The 13,454-nt window shown below is 72.8% G+C and carries 14 protein-coding genes and 2 rRNA genes; 4 read left to right on the top strand and 12 right to left on the bottom strand.

Features of this window, described 5'->3' with window-relative positions; all coding sequences use genetic code 11:
- Positions 1-121 (top strand): helix-turn-helix domain-containing protein (locus ACFV5H_RS06250; RefSeq protein ID WP_385193287.1); only part of this gene is annotated, 121 nt, incomplete at its 5' end.
- Positions 122-374: 253 nt separating this feature from the next.
- Here the strand turns inward: ACFV5H_RS06250 and ACFV5H_RS06245 are convergent.
- The 5 genes from ACFV5H_RS06245 to ACFV5H_RS06225 form a co-directional block, all read right to left on the bottom strand.
- Positions 375-1,493 carry a glycosyltransferase family 4 protein gene (locus ACFV5H_RS06245; protein WP_385047573.1) on the bottom strand — a complete coding sequence of 373 codons (1,119 nt, stop codon included), beginning with the start codon at positions 1,491-1,493 and terminating at the stop codon, positions 375-377.
- A 187-nt stretch (positions 1,494-1,680) separates the two neighbouring features.
- Positions 1,681-3,399, bottom strand: a complete 1,719-nt coding sequence (recN, locus tag ACFV5H_RS06240) for a DNA repair protein RecN (protein WP_385047613.1) — start codon at positions 3,397-3,399, stop codon at positions 1,681-1,683.
- 189 nt (positions 3,400-3,588) lie between these two features.
- Complete coding sequence (locus tag ACFV5H_RS06235) at positions 3,589-4,494, bottom strand: NAD kinase (protein WP_073933519.1); 906 nt, start codon at positions 4,492-4,494, stop codon at positions 3,589-3,591.
- On the bottom strand, positions 4,491-5,306 hold the full coding sequence (locus ACFV5H_RS06230; protein ID WP_385047576.1) for a TlyA family RNA methyltransferase: 816 nt from the start codon (positions 5,304-5,306) through the stop codon (positions 4,491-4,493). The genes ACFV5H_RS06235 and ACFV5H_RS06230 overlap by 4 nt, the downstream gene beginning before the upstream one ends.
- A 7-nt stretch (positions 5,307-5,313) precedes the next feature.
- The gene (locus ACFV5H_RS06225) at positions 5,314-5,589 is read right to left on the bottom strand and encodes a hypothetical protein (protein ID WP_385047579.1); all 276 of its coding nucleotides are present in this window, start codon (positions 5,587-5,589) and stop codon (positions 5,314-5,316) included.
- Positions 5,590-5,631: 42 nt separating this feature from the next.
- Between ACFV5H_RS06225 and ACFV5H_RS06220 the strand changes: the two genes are divergently transcribed.
- A complete protein-coding gene (locus ACFV5H_RS06220) occupies positions 5,632-5,979 on the top strand; it encodes a sterol-binding protein (RefSeq protein WP_385193136.1) in 348 nt (115 codons plus the stop codon).
- Here ACFV5H_RS06220 and ACFV5H_RS06215 read toward each other — a convergent pair.
- The 4 genes from ACFV5H_RS06215 to ACFV5H_RS06200 form a co-directional block, all read right to left on the bottom strand.
- Positions 5,963-6,841 carry an ABC transporter ATP-binding protein gene (locus tag ACFV5H_RS06215; protein WP_385047584.1) on the bottom strand — a complete coding sequence of 293 codons (879 nt, stop codon included), beginning with the start codon at positions 6,839-6,841 and terminating at the stop codon, positions 5,963-5,965. The two genes, ACFV5H_RS06220 and ACFV5H_RS06215, sit on opposite strands and share 17 nt — an antisense overlap.
- Positions 6,838-7,875 (bottom strand): FecCD family ABC transporter permease, encoded by a 1,038-nt coding sequence (locus ACFV5H_RS06210; protein ID WP_385047587.1) that lies wholly within the window; start codon positions 7,873-7,875, stop codon positions 6,838-6,840. The genes ACFV5H_RS06215 and ACFV5H_RS06210 overlap by 4 nt, the downstream gene beginning before the upstream one ends.
- Positions 7,872-8,915, bottom strand: a complete 1,044-nt coding sequence (locus ACFV5H_RS06205; RefSeq protein WP_385193133.1) for a FecCD family ABC transporter permease — start codon at positions 8,913-8,915, stop codon at positions 7,872-7,874. The genes ACFV5H_RS06210 and ACFV5H_RS06205 overlap by 4 nt, the downstream gene beginning before the upstream one ends.
- A gap of 72 nt (positions 8,916-8,987) precedes the next feature.
- Positions 8,988-10,016, bottom strand: a complete 1,029-nt coding sequence (locus tag ACFV5H_RS06200) for an HAD hydrolase-like protein (protein ID WP_385047592.1) — start codon at positions 10,014-10,016, stop codon at positions 8,988-8,990.
- Positions 10,017-10,089: 73 nt separating this feature from the next.
- On the opposite strand from ACFV5H_RS06200, the gene ACFV5H_RS06195 reads away from it, so the two are divergent.
- The gene (locus ACFV5H_RS06195) at positions 10,090-11,388 is read left to right on the top strand and encodes a DUF1015 domain-containing protein (protein ID WP_385193131.1); all 1,299 of its coding nucleotides are present in this window, start codon (positions 10,090-10,092) and stop codon (positions 11,386-11,388) included.
- Positions 11,389-11,458: 70 nt separating this feature from the next.
- On the opposite strand, the gene ACFV5H_RS06190 is transcribed toward ACFV5H_RS06195, so the two are convergent.
- Positions 11,459-12,187 carry a hypothetical protein gene (locus ACFV5H_RS06190; protein WP_385047615.1) on the bottom strand — a complete coding sequence of 243 codons (729 nt, stop codon included), beginning with the start codon at positions 12,185-12,187 and terminating at the stop codon, positions 11,459-11,461.
- 60 nt (positions 12,188-12,247) lie between these two features.
- Here ACFV5H_RS06190 and ACFV5H_RS06185 point away from each other — a divergent pair, with 60 nt between their 5' ends.
- Positions 12,248-13,075, top strand: coding sequence for a hypothetical protein (locus ACFV5H_RS06185; RefSeq protein ID WP_385193317.1), 828 nt, complete (start codon positions 12,248-12,250; stop codon positions 13,073-13,075).
- Positions 13,076-13,160: 85 nt separating this feature from the next.
- Here the strand turns inward: ACFV5H_RS06185 and rrf are convergent.
- Together rrf and ACFV5H_RS06175 are read right to left on the bottom strand one after the other, a co-directional pair.
- Positions 13,161-13,277, bottom strand: a 5S ribosomal RNA gene (rrf, locus tag ACFV5H_RS06180).
- Positions 13,278-13,381: 104 nt separating this feature from the next.
- A 23S ribosomal RNA gene (locus ACFV5H_RS06175) occupies positions 13,382-13,454 on the bottom strand; the annotation flags it as partial.

Below are 13,454 nucleotides of genomic sequence, written 5' to 3'. Positions count from 1 at the left end.
CCGGCAGACGCTCTACAACAGGCTCGCCCGCATCGGCGAGTTGCTGACCACCGACCTCGACGACCCGCACACGGCACTGGCCCTGAACCTGGCCCTGCGCGCCCGACGACACGTCCCCTGACCAGGGACCGCCGCCTCAGAGCGGCCTGATCGGCGAGTTTCCGGCCACCGACTCCGACGACCCGCACACGGCACTGGCCCTGAACCTGGCCCCGCGCGCCCGACGACACGTCCCCTGACCAGGGACCGCCGCCTCAGAGCGGCCTGATCGGCGAGTTTCCGGCCACCGACCCCGACGACCCGCACACGGCACTGGCCCTGAACCTGGCCCCGCGCGCCCGACGACACGTCCCCTGGAGCCGGCAGCCGCCGCCTCAGAGCGGCCTGAGCTGCGTCAGCTCGTCGTACACGCTCAGTACCTGGGCGACCGTCTCGTCCTCGGTCGGCCAGGTGGCGGCCTGCCGTACCCCGCGCTCCTTGAGCAGTTCCCGGCGGTCGGGATCGTCCAGCAGCCGTACCACGGCGTCCGCGAGCGCCCGCGCGTTGCCGTACGGGACGAGTTCGGCGGCGTCGCCGACGAGTTCGGGGATGCCGCCCACCTCGGTCGCGACGAGCGGCACGCGCGCGTGGAGGGCCTCCTGGGCGAGCGGGGAGCGCGACTCCCAACGGCTCGGCAGCAGCGCGATGTCGGCGGCGGCCAGCAGATCGGAGATGTCGTCACGCCGGCCGATGAGCCGGACCGGCAGCTCCTCCTCCTCGATTCTGCGCTGGAGTTCGCCGCGCAGCGCCCCCTCCCCGGCGAGCACCACCAGCGGTACCGGGTCGAGGCGCCGCCACGCGTGTGTGGCGTCCAGCAGGACGTCGTAGCCCCGGTGCCGTTCGAGGGAGCCGACCGCGATGAGCAACGGGCGGCCGACGGCGCCGAGTTCGGCCCGGACCTTGGGCCGCAGCCGGTCGGGGTCGTCCGGCACCGGGGAGGTGCGGGGCCCGGGGAGGGACACGGCGGCCAGCCGTGCGTCCCGCGCGCCCGTGCGGCGCGCCCGGTCGACGAGGGCGGAGGTCGTCCCGAGCACCACCGTGGCCGCCTTGACGACCCGCCGCTCCAGCACGCGCAGGAAGTGGGCGCGCGGACCGTCGGCGCGCGCCCGGTCGTGCCAGGTGACGATGAGCGGGGTACGCCGTCCGCTCAGGGCGAGCACGGTGCGGAAGGAGGCGTGCAGCCCGTGCGCGTGGACCAGGTCGGCGCCCGTGCAGGCGGCGCGGAGCGCGGCCACCGACCCCGGGTCGCTGCTGCGCGGCACGTGCACGTGGTCGGCGCCGACGCCGGTGAAGTCGTAGGTGTGATCCGCCTCGACGGGGGCGCACACCGTGACCCGCACGCCCCTCGCGACGAGCCCCGCGGCCAGCGAGCGCACATGGGCGCTGCTGGCGGCGTTGCCACCGCCCAGCACCTGCACGGTGCGCAGCGGTGAGTGGCTGCTCACGGGGGTCACGTGGCCGGGCTCCTGGTTCGGTTCGTGCGGTCCCGAAGAACGTACAGAAGGATCGGGCGATGTCCTCGCCGTACTCCGTCAAGGATGCCAGGCCGTACGGCCGTTCCGGCAACGCCGACGTCACGGGCCCGAGTCCGCACAGAACGACATGTCACCCACACGAGTGACGGAACCTCGCCCTCCCTCGCTACACGTCCGCCCGGGCCGTCGCCAGCAGCTCCTCCGCGTGGGCCCGGGCCGTCTCGGAGTCCTCCTGGCCGGCGAGCATGCGGGAGAGTTCACGGATGCGGTCCTCGCCTTCGAGCACCTTCACTCCGGACCGGGTGACCGAGCCGTCGTTGGTCTTCTCCACCAGCAGCTGCCGGTCGGCGAACGCGGCCACCTGCGGCAGGTGCGTGACGACCACGACCTGCGCGGTCTTCGCCAGCTTCGCCAGCCGCCGGCCGATCTCGACCGCCGCCTTGCCGCCGACACCGGCGTCGACCTCGTCGAAGAGGTACGTCGGCACGGGGTCCGTACCCGCGAACACCACCTCCACGGCCAGCATCACGCGCGACAGCTCACCACCCGACGCGCCCTTGGCGATGGGCCGGGGCGGCGCCCCGGGATGCGGGGCGAGCAGCAGCTCCACCTCGTCCACGCCCGACGGCCCGTAGGCCACCGTGCGCCCGTCCACCTCGACGCCCTCCGGGTCCTCGGTCTGCCGGATGTCGAACGACACGCGCGCGTGCGGCATGGCGAGCGAGGCCAGCTCGGCGGTGACCGCCGACGCGAACCGCTGTGCCGCCTCCGTCCGCGCGTCCGTCAGCTCCTGCGCCAGGACGCCCAGCTCCGCGCGGAGCGCGTCACGCTCGGCGGTCAGCTCCCCGATCCGCTCGTCGTCGCCGTCCAGTTCGGTCAGCCGCGCGGCGCCCTGCTCGGCCCACGCCAGCACCGACGCGATGTCCTCGCCGTACTTCCGGGTCAGCGCGGTGAGCGCGGCCCGCCGCTCCTCCACCGCCGCCAGCCGCAGCGGATCGGAGTCCAGGTCGTCGGCGTACCCCGCCAGCTCCCCGGCCACGTCCCGCAGCAGGATGCCGACCTCCCCGATCCGGTCGGTCAGCGCGGCCAGCGCCGGATCGTGCGCCCGTACGGCCTCCAGGGCCCGCTGGGCGCCCGCGACGAGCGTCCCGGCGTCCACGCCCTCGGGGTCCTCCGGATTGCCCGCGAGCGCGGCGTGCGCGACCGCCGCGGCGGACGCCAGCGCCTCGGCGTGCCCGAGCCGCTCCGCCTCCTCCGCCAGCTCCACGTCCTCGCCCTCGCGGGGCTCCACGGCGGCGATCTCCTCGAGCCCGAAGCGCAGCAGGTCGGCCTCCTGGGCCCGCTCACGCGCGCGCGTGGTGATCTGCTCCAGCTCCGTGGCCACGGCCCGCAGCCGCTTGTACGCCTCGCCGTACTTGCCGAGCGGCACGGCGACCGCGTACCCGGCGTACCGGTCGAGCGCCTGCCGCTGCCGGGACAGCTTCAGCAGCCCCTGCTGGTCGGTCTGCCCGTGCACGGCCACCAGGTCGTCGGCGAGCTCGGCGAGCAGCCCCACGGGCACGCTCCGCCCGCCCAGGTGCGCCCGTGACCGCCCCTCGGCGGAAACGGTCCGGCTGACCAGCAGCGTCCCGTCGTCCAGCTCGGCCCCGGCCTCCTCGGCCCGTACGACGGCCGCGGCGCCCTCGGGCACGGCGATCCGTCCCTCGACCACCGCGTTCCGCGCGCCGATCCGCACCAGGGCCGCATCCGCCCGTCCGCCCAGCAGCAGGCCCAGGCTGGTGACCACCATGGTCTTGCCCGCACCCGTCTCACCGGTGACGGCGGTGAAGCCGGGCGACAGCTCGACAACAGCGTCGTCGATGACCCCGAGTGACCGTATCCGCATCTCCTCAAGCACGCACACGACCTTACGAGGTCCGGGCCGAGGAGTGCGACCGCCCCGCCCTTGTCGCCCACAGGGGTGGACGTACCTGGGGGCGCGGGGCTGTGCCGATATGCGGCTCCGCCGCGTGGGCGCGAGCAACCACATACCACCCGCACTCGCCGACGTTCCAAAACCACCCCACCGAGATGGCTAATGCGGCGCCCCACGCCACCCCGACACGGGCAGAGCAAATTTCGCGACCAACCGGTCGGTGAACGAAGCATGGTGCAACCGAGCCAACCGCACCGGCACGGCCCCCCGCCGCACCTCCACCCGCGCCCCGACCGGCAGCTCGACGGTCCGCCGTCCGTCACACCACAACACCCCCGGAGGGACATGCGGCAGCATCTCCACCGCCAGCACCGAGTCCGGCGAGGTCACCAACGGCTTGGCGAACAGCGCGTGCGCCGAGATCGGCACCATCAGCAGCGCCTCGACCTCGGGCCACACCACGGGCCCGCCGGCGGAGAAGGCGTACGCGGTGGACCCGGTCGGGGTCGCGCACACGATCCCGTCGCAGCCGAACCCGGTGACCGGCCGTCCGTCGATCTCCAGGACGACCTCCAGCATCCGCTCGGCGGACACCTTCTGCACGGCCGCCTCGTTCAGCGCCCAGTCCGTGTGCACGATGTCGCCGTTGCGGTGCACCACGACGTCGACGGTCATCCGCTCCTCGACCTCGTACGCCCGGCTCACCACCCGGTCGACGACCTTGTCCAGGTCGTCCCGCTCGGCCTCGGCGAGGAACCCGACCCGCCCGAGGTTGACGCCCAGCATGGGCACCCCGGAGGCGCGGGCGAACTCGGCGCCGCGCAGCAGGGTGCCGTCACCGCCCAGCACTATCAGCAGCTCGCAGTCGTCCAGGCACTGCGGAGTGGCCTCCTTGACGGTCTCCACGTCGTCCGGGAGCGGCAGGTCGCGGGCCTCGTCCTCCAGGACCCGCACCCCGAGACCGGAGCGCAACAGGCCCTTGACCACGAGCTCGGCGCTGCGGATGGCCGCGGGCCGCCCGGTGTGGGCCAGCAGGAAAACAGTACGAGCTCGGTTCTGTGTCAACGCGGCCCCTCCGCCACAGCACGGTCAACGTCGGCCGGGTCCAGTTCCGGAGCCCCGGCCCGCAGCCACAGGAAGTATTCGACATTCCCGGAGGGTCCGGGCAGCGGACTCGCCGTCACGCCCTTCGCTCCGAGCCCCAGCTCCCAGGCCTTCGCGGCCACCCCGCGCACGGCCTCGGCGCGCAGCTGCGGGCTGCGGACGACTCCGCCGCTGCCCAGCCGTTCCTTGCCCACCTCGAACTGCGGCTTCACCATCATCACCAGGTCGGCGTCCGGCTTCACGCACCGCTTCAGGGCGGGCAGCACCAGTCCGAGCGGGATGAAGGACAGATCCCCCACGACAAGATCCACAGGCTCCCCATCGATGACCTCGAGCGTCAACTCCCGTACGTTCGTACGGTCCTTGACCGTGACGCGTTCATCGTTCCGCAGAGTCCAGGCGAGTTGTCCGTATCCGACGTCCACGGCGACCACGTGCGCGGCCCCGGCCCGCAGCAGGACGTCGGTGAAGCCACCGGTGGAGGCGCCGGCGTCGAGCGCCCGCCGCCCCTCGACGACCAGCCCCAGCGGCACGAAGGCGTCCAGGGCGCCGGCCAGCTTGTGGCCGCCGCGCGAGACGTAGTCCGGGTCGCCCGCGTCCTCGACGACGACGATCGCGGCGGCGGTCTCCACCTGCGTGGCGGGCTTGGTCGCGACCGTCCTGCCGACGCTGACCCGCCCGGCGGCGATCAGCTGGCTGGCGTGCTCACGCGAGCGCGCGAGCTTACGGCGGACCAGCTCCGCGTCGAGACGGCGGCGTGCGACTCCTGCCACGTTCGGTTCAGCTCCTGTGTTCGTGAGGCCGTGGGGGCGCCGGAGGTCCCGGGCGGGCGTCGAGCGCGGTGAGCGCGTCGCGCAGCCCCCGGTGTACATCCTCGTACACCTCGGCATGGCCGTCCGTGGTGAGGTGGTCGGCGTCGGCCAGCCGCGCCACGTGGGCGTCGACCTCGGGGTGCCCGGTGGGGGTGCGCGGCACCTCCAGGGGCGCGGGGGCGGCGGGGCCGTCGTCCTGGGGCGGCGCCTGCTCGGGCTCCGCCTCCGGCACTGCGTCGTTCATGCCCCGACGCTACCGCGAACGGCTGCGGTACCGTCGTCCGCGATGGCCACGATCGAGGAGTGCCGTACCGCACTCGACAAGCTTTCGGACAACATGGCGGGCGCCGAGGGGGACGTCCGTGCGGCCGTGGCGATGGACCGTTCGGTCAGCTGCCACATCACCGACCTGGACGTGACCTTCGCCGGCCGGCTCACCGGGGGCCGGATCGAGGTGCACGAGACGTTCCCCGGCCCGCCGCGCGCGAGGGCGCAGATACGGCTCGCGATGACGGGCGACGACCTGCTGGCCCTGGTCGACGGCGAACTGCACTTCGCCAGGGCCTGGGGGTCGGGCCGGGTGCGCCTCGAGGCGGGTCTGCATGACCTGTTCCGCCTCAGGAGGCTTCTGTAGCGACCGCCTTCCGCGCCGTGCCCTTCGCCCGCGCGGCGCGGGCCGCCGGCACCACCAGCGGGGTGCCCGTCTCGGGATCGTCGATGACCTGGCAGCGCAGTCCGAAGACCTCCTCGACCAGATCGGCGGTGACGATGTCCTTCGGGGCGCCCTGGGCGATGACCTTGCCCTCGCGCAGGGCGATGAGGTGGGTGGCGTACCGGGCAGCGTGGTTGAGGTCGTGGAGGACGGCGACGAGGGTCCGCCCCTGCTCCTCGTGCAGGTCCGCGCAGAGGTCGAGTACGTCGATCTGGTGCTGGATGTCCAAGAAGGTCGTCGGCTCGTCGAGGAGCAGCAGCGGGGTCTGCTGGGCCAGCGCCATGGCGATCCACACGCGCTGCCGCTGACCGCCGGAGAGCTCGTCGACGTAGCGCTCCGCCAGCTCGGCGACGCCGGTGCGGGCCATCGACTCCTGGACGACGCGCTCGTCCTCGGCGGACCACTGGCGCAGCAGGCCCTGGTGCGGGTAGCGGCCGCGGCCCACCAGGTCGCCGACGGTGATGCCGTCGGGCGCGATGGACGACTGGGGCAGCAGGCCGAGGGTGCGGGCGACCTTCTTGGCCGGCATCGACTGGATGACCTGCCCGTCGAGCAGGACCCGCCCCTCGCTCGGCTTGAGCATCCTCGACAGCGCCCGCAGCAGCGTCGACTTGCCGCACGCGTTGGGGCCGACGATCACGGTGAAGGAGTTGTCCGGTATCTCCACCGACAGCTGTTCGGCGATGACCCGCTGGTCGTAGGCCAGGGTGACGTTCTCGGCGGACAGTCGGTTCACGGTGCTCCTTCGGTGGTTCGTCCCGCTGCTGGTGACGCCTGCGCTCATATCCGGCCCGCCTTGCGCTCGGTGACCAGCAGCCACAGCAGATAGACACCGCCGAGCACGCCGGTGACCACGCCCACGGGCAGCTGCTCGGCGCCGAACGCCCGCTGCGACACCCAGTCGGCGGTGACCAGGAGGGCTGCGCCCATGCACAGCGACGCGGCCAGGTTGGGGCCGGGCGAGCGGGTCAGCCGCCGGGCGAGCTGGGGCGCGGTGAGCGCGACGAAGCTGACCGGTCCGGCGGCGGCGGTCGCGGACGCGGTGAGCAGGACGGCCGACAGCATCAGCAGCAGCCGTACGCGCTCCACGCGCACGCCGAGGGCGTACGAGACGTCGTCGCCCATCTCCATCATCCGCAGGCCGCGCGAGTTGGCCAGGACCAGCGGTACGAGGACGGCGCACAGGGCGAGCAGCGGCCAGACCTGGTCCCAGTCCCGGCCGTCGAGGGACCCGGTCATCCACACCACCGCGCGGGCCGCGTCGACGATGTCGGACTTGGTGAGCAGATAGCCGTTGACCGCCGTGACGATCGCCGAGACGCCGATGCCGACCAGGACCAGCCGGTATCCGTGCACGCCCCGCTTCCAGGCGAGCGCGTAGATGGCGAACCCGGTCACCAGTCCGCCGGCGAGCGCGCCGAGGGCGACCTGGTTGGCGGTCCCGGAGAACAGCACGATCACCGTGAGGGCGCCGGCCGTCGCCCCCTGTCCGAGGCCGAGCACGTCCGGGCTGCCCAGCGGGTTGCGGGAGACGGACTGGAACAGCGCGCCGCCGAGCCCGAGGGAGGCACCGACGAGCAGCCCGACCAGGACCCGGGGCAGCCGCAGTTCGGTGACGATGAACTCCTGGCCGGCGTTGCCCTCGCCGACGAGCGTCTTGAGCACGTCGTCGGCGGGGATCGGGAAGTCGCCGGTGCCGATCAGCACCACGCTCGCGGTGAGCGCCGCGAACAGCAGCAGGACGACGACGGTGAGGGCGCGCACGTCCAGCCGGACCGAGAGGCCGCCGGGAGTCCGCACCGCGCGGTTGGTCTTCACAGCTGGGCCGTCCTCCGCCGTCGTACGAGAAAGATGAAGACCGGGCCGCCGAGGATCGCGGTGACGATGCCGACCTGGAGTTCGGCGGGCCGGGCCACGATCCGGCCGATGACGTCGGCGCCGAGCAGCAGCACGGGCGACAGGACCGCGGCGTACGGGAGGATCCAGCGCAGGTCGGGTCCGGTGAAGGAGCGCACGATGTGCGGCACCATCAGGCCGACGAAGACGATGGGCCCGCAGGCGGCGGTCGCGGCCCCGCACAGCACGGTCGCGGCGAGCATGGACAGCGCGCGGGTGCGGTTGAGGTTGGCGCCGAGCGCCTTGGCGGTGTCGTCGCCCATGGCCATGGCGTTGAGCGGCCGGGCGAGCGCCAGCGCCAGGACGGAACCGGCGAACAGGAACGGCAGCACCTGGACGACGGTCGAGTCGGTCCCCGAGGCCAGCGAACCCACCGTCCAGAAACGCATCCTGCCGAGCGCCGCGTCGTCGAGGATCATGATGGCCTGGAGGTAGCCGTACAGCGCCGCGCTGATGGCCGTACCGGCGAGCACCAGCCGCACCGGCGTCGCGCCCCGGCTGCCGCCGAGGAACCACACCAGCGCGCCGACGGCCGCCGCCCCGAAGAAGGCGAACCACACGTATCCGGACAGTGAGGTGACGCCGAAGAAGGTGATGGCGGTGACGACGGCGGCGGACGCGCCCGCGTTGATGCCGAGCAGTCCGGGATCGGCCAGCGGGTTGCGGGTGAGCGCCTGCAGAACCGATCCCGCCAGGCCGAGCGCGGCGCCCACGAGCATCCCGAGGACGGTTCGTGACAGCCTGTCGGCCACGACGACGTCGCCGTAGGTGCCCGAGTCCTCGAACAGGCCGTGCCAGACCTGCTCCAGGGACAACTCCTTCGCCCCGATCGCGATGCTCGCCAACGCGACGAGCACCAGGATCACGACGGAGAGGAGCAGCCCGAGGACGCGTATCGCCCGGCGGTTCGGGGGCGCGGGGGCGGTCTCCGCGCGCTGTTCGGGGGGACTCTCGACCAACACGCGGTTAGGTTAGCCTACCCTCCTATTCGATCACGATCCCGAGGCCCGGACTCCCAGGTGACACGGGGGCTCTCACAGCCCCAGTCGTGCCAGCGCCTTCCCGCCGTCCAGCTCGCACACGCCGTCCCCGGCCGCCGTCCACGCCGCCGCGCACAGCGCGCGCAGCCCGTCCGGCGCGCCCCCGTCGCCCTCCAGCTCCAGCTCCCCGGCACCGGCCGTCGCTGTCCAGCCACCGCACCGGAACCCGTCACCCGCAGGGGCGACCTCCGGCTGTCCGGTGAGCATCCCGCGCAGATCGGCGTCGACATACGTCGGCCGGTGCTGCGGCGGCGCGGCGAGCAGCCGGGCGCCGTCCGTCACCCCGGTGAGCACCAGCAGCGAGTCCACCTCGCCGTTGAACGCGCCCTCGATGTCCGTGTCCAGCCGGTCCCCCACCACCAACGGCCGCTCCGCGCCCGTCCGCAGGATCGTCTCCCGGTGCATCGGCGGCAACGGCTTGCCCGCGACCTGCGGCTCGGCGCCCGTGGCGATCCGTACGACCTCCACCGCCGCGCCGTTGCCCGGGGCGATGCCCCGGCCGCTGGGAATCGTCAGGTCGGTGTTGGACGCGAACCACGGCAGCCCGCGCGCCACGGCGTACGACGCCTCCGCGAACCGTCCCCACGGCAGCTCGGGCCCGCCGTACCCCTGGACGACCGCCACCGGGTCGTCGTCCGCCGACTCCACCGGCACCAGCCCGCGCTCACGCAGCGCCACTCGCAGCCCCTCGCCGCCGATCACCAGCACCCGGGCGCCCTGCGGCACCTGCTCGGCGACCAGCCGCGCGACCGCCTGCGCGGAGGTGATGACGTCGCCGGCCTCCGCCGGTATCCCCAGCTCGGTCAGATGGGCGGCCACGACGTCCGGGGTGCGCAGGGCGTTGTTGGTCACGTAGGCGAGACGCATACCGCCCTCGCGGGCCGTGGCCAGCGACTCGACCGCGTGGACGATCGCGTTCCCGCCCGCGTACACCACACCGTCGAGGTCGAGCAGCGCCGTGTCGTACGCCTCGCTCAGGGCCTGCCCACTGCCCTCGGGCCTCGTCCTGACGCTCCGGCTCATTCCGCATCGCTCCTCGTTCGACGGCTTTTCCCCCGATCATCCCCCATGCCCCCGGCACCCGTACGATGCCGGGATGAACACTGCAGGTCACTCGACGGCAAAGGCGCCCCGGGGCCTGGAACTCACCCCGTTCCGAGGCCTTCGTTACGACCCCGACCGGGTCGGCAGCCTGGCCGCCGTGACATCCCCGCCGTACGACGTCGTCGTCCGCCCCGACGGCCTGCACCACCTCCAGTCCGCCGACCCGCACAACATCGTCCGGCTGATCCTCCCCGAGGCCGGCACGCCCGAGGCGCGCAACGCCCAGGCCGCCGACACGTTGCGCCGCTGGCGCGCGGAGGGGGTCCTGACCGCCGACCCGGTGCCCTGCCTGTACGTCTACGAGCAGCGCGACGGCGAGGGACTGGTGCAGCGCGGCATCATCGGCGCGCTGCGCGTCTCCGACCCCGACGAGCGGCTGGTCCTGCCGCACGAGGACGTCATGCCGCACATCGTCGCCGACCGTGCGGACCTGATGCGGGCCACCTCCGCCAACCTCGAACCGCTGCTGCTCACCTACCGGGGCGAGGGAGGTGACGGCTCGGCGACCGTCACGGCCGCCCTGATCGAGCGCGCCGCCGAGCAGTCGCCCCTGCTGGCGACCACCACGGAGGACGGTTTCCACCACCGCCTGTGGTCCCTCACCGACCCCGCCGACCTGACCGCGGTCCAGCGGGAACTCGCCGGTCACCAGGCTCTCATCGCCGACGGCCACCACCGCTGGGCGACCTACCGCCGCCTCCGCGCGGAGCACCCCTCCCCCGGTCCCTGGGACCACGGCCTGGTGCTCCTGGTCGACACGGCCCGCTATCCCCTGCGTGTGCGCGCCATCCACCGGCTGCTGCACGACCTGCCGGTCGCGGACGCCGTGGCCGCGCTCGACGGCCGGTTCCGCGTCCGCCGTCTCGACGTACCGCTCGCCGAGGCGATGGACGCGCTGGGCGGGGCGGCCTCGGCGGGCAACGCCTTCCTCCTCGCCGGGGACGGCGCCTTCCATCTCGTCGACCGCCCGGACCCGGAGCTGCTGGCCCGCACGGTTCCGGCGGACCGCCCGGTGGCCTGGCGCACCCTGGACGCGACGGTCCTGCACGCCACGCTCCTCGACCACGTCTGGCGCGTCCCCGACTCCCCCGCCCACATCGCGTACATCCACGACACGGCGGCCACGGTCGAGAAGGCGGAACGCGACGGCGGAACGGCCGTCCTGATGCACCCGGTGCGCGAGGACGTCGTCCGCGACCTCGCCCGCCAGGGCGTCACGATGCCGCGCAAGTCGACGTCGTTCGGCCCGAAGCCGGCGTCGGGCCTGGTCCTGCGCGCGCTCGACCTGTGACGGAGAGGACGAAGAAGGGGCGGGCCTCCGCAGAGACCCGCCCCTTCATGCCCGTACCGCGCCTCGGACGTCAGTCCTTGTTCTTGTCGTCCTCGTTCGCGGTGTCGGCGGCCTCGTCCTCGTCGAGGGCGTCCGTGAACTCCACGCCGTCCAGCTCGGCCAGCCGGTCGGAGGCGTCAGTGCTGCCGTCCCGGTCGGCCTCCACGGCTTTGGCGAACCACTCCCGTGCCTCGCCGCTCCGGCCGGCGGCGTGCAGCGCGTCGGCGTAGGCGTAGCGCAGCCGCGCGGTCCACGGCTGGACCGAGTTGGACGCCAGCTCGGAGCTCTGCAGCGTCACGATCGCCGCGTCCAGCTGCCCCATGTCACGCCGGGCGCCGGCCGCGACGAGCCGCATCTCGACCTGCCCGGCCTTGTCCAGCTTCTGCACCTCGGGCGCACCGGCCATGTCCAGGGCCTTCTCCGGCCGGCCGAGCCCACGCTCGCAGTCGGCCATGAGGGGCCACAGCTCCACGGTCCCGGTCATCCGCCGCGCGGCCCGGAACTCGGCGAGCGCCTCGGCGTACTTCTGGTTCGCGTACGCGGCGAACCCGGCGGCCTCCCGTACGGCGGCGACACGCGACGCCAGCCGCAGGGCCACCCTGGAGTAGCCGTACGCGCCCTCGGGGTCCTCGTCGATCAGCCGGGCGACCATCACCAGATTCTTGGCGACGTCCTCCGCGAGCGTCTTGGGCAGGCTCTGCAGCTCCTGCCGTACGTCCTTGTCGATCTCCTCGCCGGTGACGTCCTCGGGGATCGGCAGCCGCTTGATCGGCTCGCGGTCACGGTCACGGTCGCGGTCCTCACGGAAACGCCCGCCACCGTGCCGGTCGTCCCGTCCACGGAACCCACCGGGCCGCCCACCGCGGTCGTCACGCCGAGGCCCACGTCCACCACGGTCGTCCCGGCCACGGAAGCCGCCACGGTCACCACCCCGGCTGTCCTCACGCCGGCCGAAACCACCACGCTCACCGCGCTCACCACGGCTGTCGTCACGACGGAACCCACCACGGTCACCGCGGTCGCCGCTCCGGTCGTCCCGGCGGAAGGAGGGGCGCTCGCCGCGCTCGCTCCGGTCATCGCGACGGTAGGAGGGGCGGTCACCGCGCTCGCTGCGATCGTCGCGACGGAAGGACGGGCGGTCGCCGCTCCGGTCGTCCTGACGGAAGGAGGGACGGTCGCCGCTCCGGTCGTCGCGACGGTAGGAGGGGCGGTCACCGCGCTCGCTCCGGTCATCGCGACGGAAGGACGGACGGTCACCGCGGTCGCCACGGTCATCGCGACGGAAGGACGGGCGGTCGCCACGGTCGCCACGGTCATCGCGACGGAAGGACGGACGGTCACCACGGTCGTCCCGACGCGGCCCACGATCGCGGTCGCGGTCGTCCCGATGCCCGTACCCACCACCACGGTTGTCGTCACGGCGGAAGCCACCGCGCTGGCCGCGGTCATCGCCTCGACGGTCGTCGCGGCGGAAGTCGCCGCGGTCGCGGTCTCCGCCTTCACGACGGCCCTGGCCACCACGGTCGTTGTCGCGACGGAAACCGCCACGATCCCCGCGCTGGCTGGAGCGGCCAGCGCGGTCACCACTGTCCCGTCGCCGCTGGTCGCGCTCCGGTCGGTCGTCGGGAGAGTTGGTGGACATTGGTGACTCCTGTCTTCGGTACTGCAAGCATAAATAAAAAAGGACCCTTGGTCCCAGCTGAACGCTGGGACCAAGGGTCCTTCCAAAGATTGTTCGGCGGCGTCCTACTCTCCCACAGGGTCCCCCCTGCAGTACCATCGGCGCTGTAAGGCTTAGCTTCCGGGTTCGGAATGTAACCGGGCGTTTCCCCTACGCTATGACCACCGAAACCCTAATGGTTTCGAGCGAACAAGCACACTCTTCTATTGTCTGTTCTGCTCAAAGCCGACAACGGTCGTTGTCTCAGAACTAACACAGTGGACGCGAGCAACTGAGGACAAGCCCTCGGCCTATTAGTACCGGTCAACTCCACACGTTACCGTGCTTCCATATCCGGCCTATCAAC

Source organism: Streptomyces sp. NPDC059787, assembly GCF_042732315.1.
GTDB lineage: Bacteria > Actinomycetota > Actinomycetes > Streptomycetales > Streptomycetaceae > Streptomyces > Streptomyces atrovirens.
Note: the sequence above shows the minus strand (reverse complement) of the source record. Positions and strands in the feature narration are given on the sequence as shown.

What these genes read in the sequence shown, in the direction of transcription:
- recN (WP_385047613.1), bottom strand. Translation starts at nt 3,399, where the DNA reads ATGCGGATACGGTCACTCGGGGTCATCGACGACGCTGTTGTCGAGCTG.
- ACFV5H_RS06225 (WP_385047579.1), bottom strand. Translation starts at nt 5,589, where the DNA reads ATGAACGACGCAGTGCCGGAGGCGGAGCCCGAGCAGGCGCCGCCCCAG.
- ACFV5H_RS06220 (WP_385193136.1), top strand. Translation starts at nt 5,632, where the DNA reads ATGGCCACGATCGAGGAGTGCCGTACCGCACTCGACAAGCTTTCGGAC.
- ACFV5H_RS06215 (WP_385047584.1), bottom strand. Translation starts at nt 6,841, where the DNA reads ATGAGCGCAGGCGTCACCAGCAGCGGGACGAACCACCGAAGGAGCACC.
- ACFV5H_RS06200 (WP_385047592.1), bottom strand. Translation starts at nt 10,016, where the DNA reads ATGAGCCGGAGCGTCAGGACGAGGCCCGAGGGCAGTGGGCAGGCCCTG.
- ACFV5H_RS06195 (WP_385193131.1), top strand. Translation starts at nt 10,090, where the DNA reads ATGAACACTGCAGGTCACTCGACGGCAAAGGCGCCCCGGGGCCTGGAA.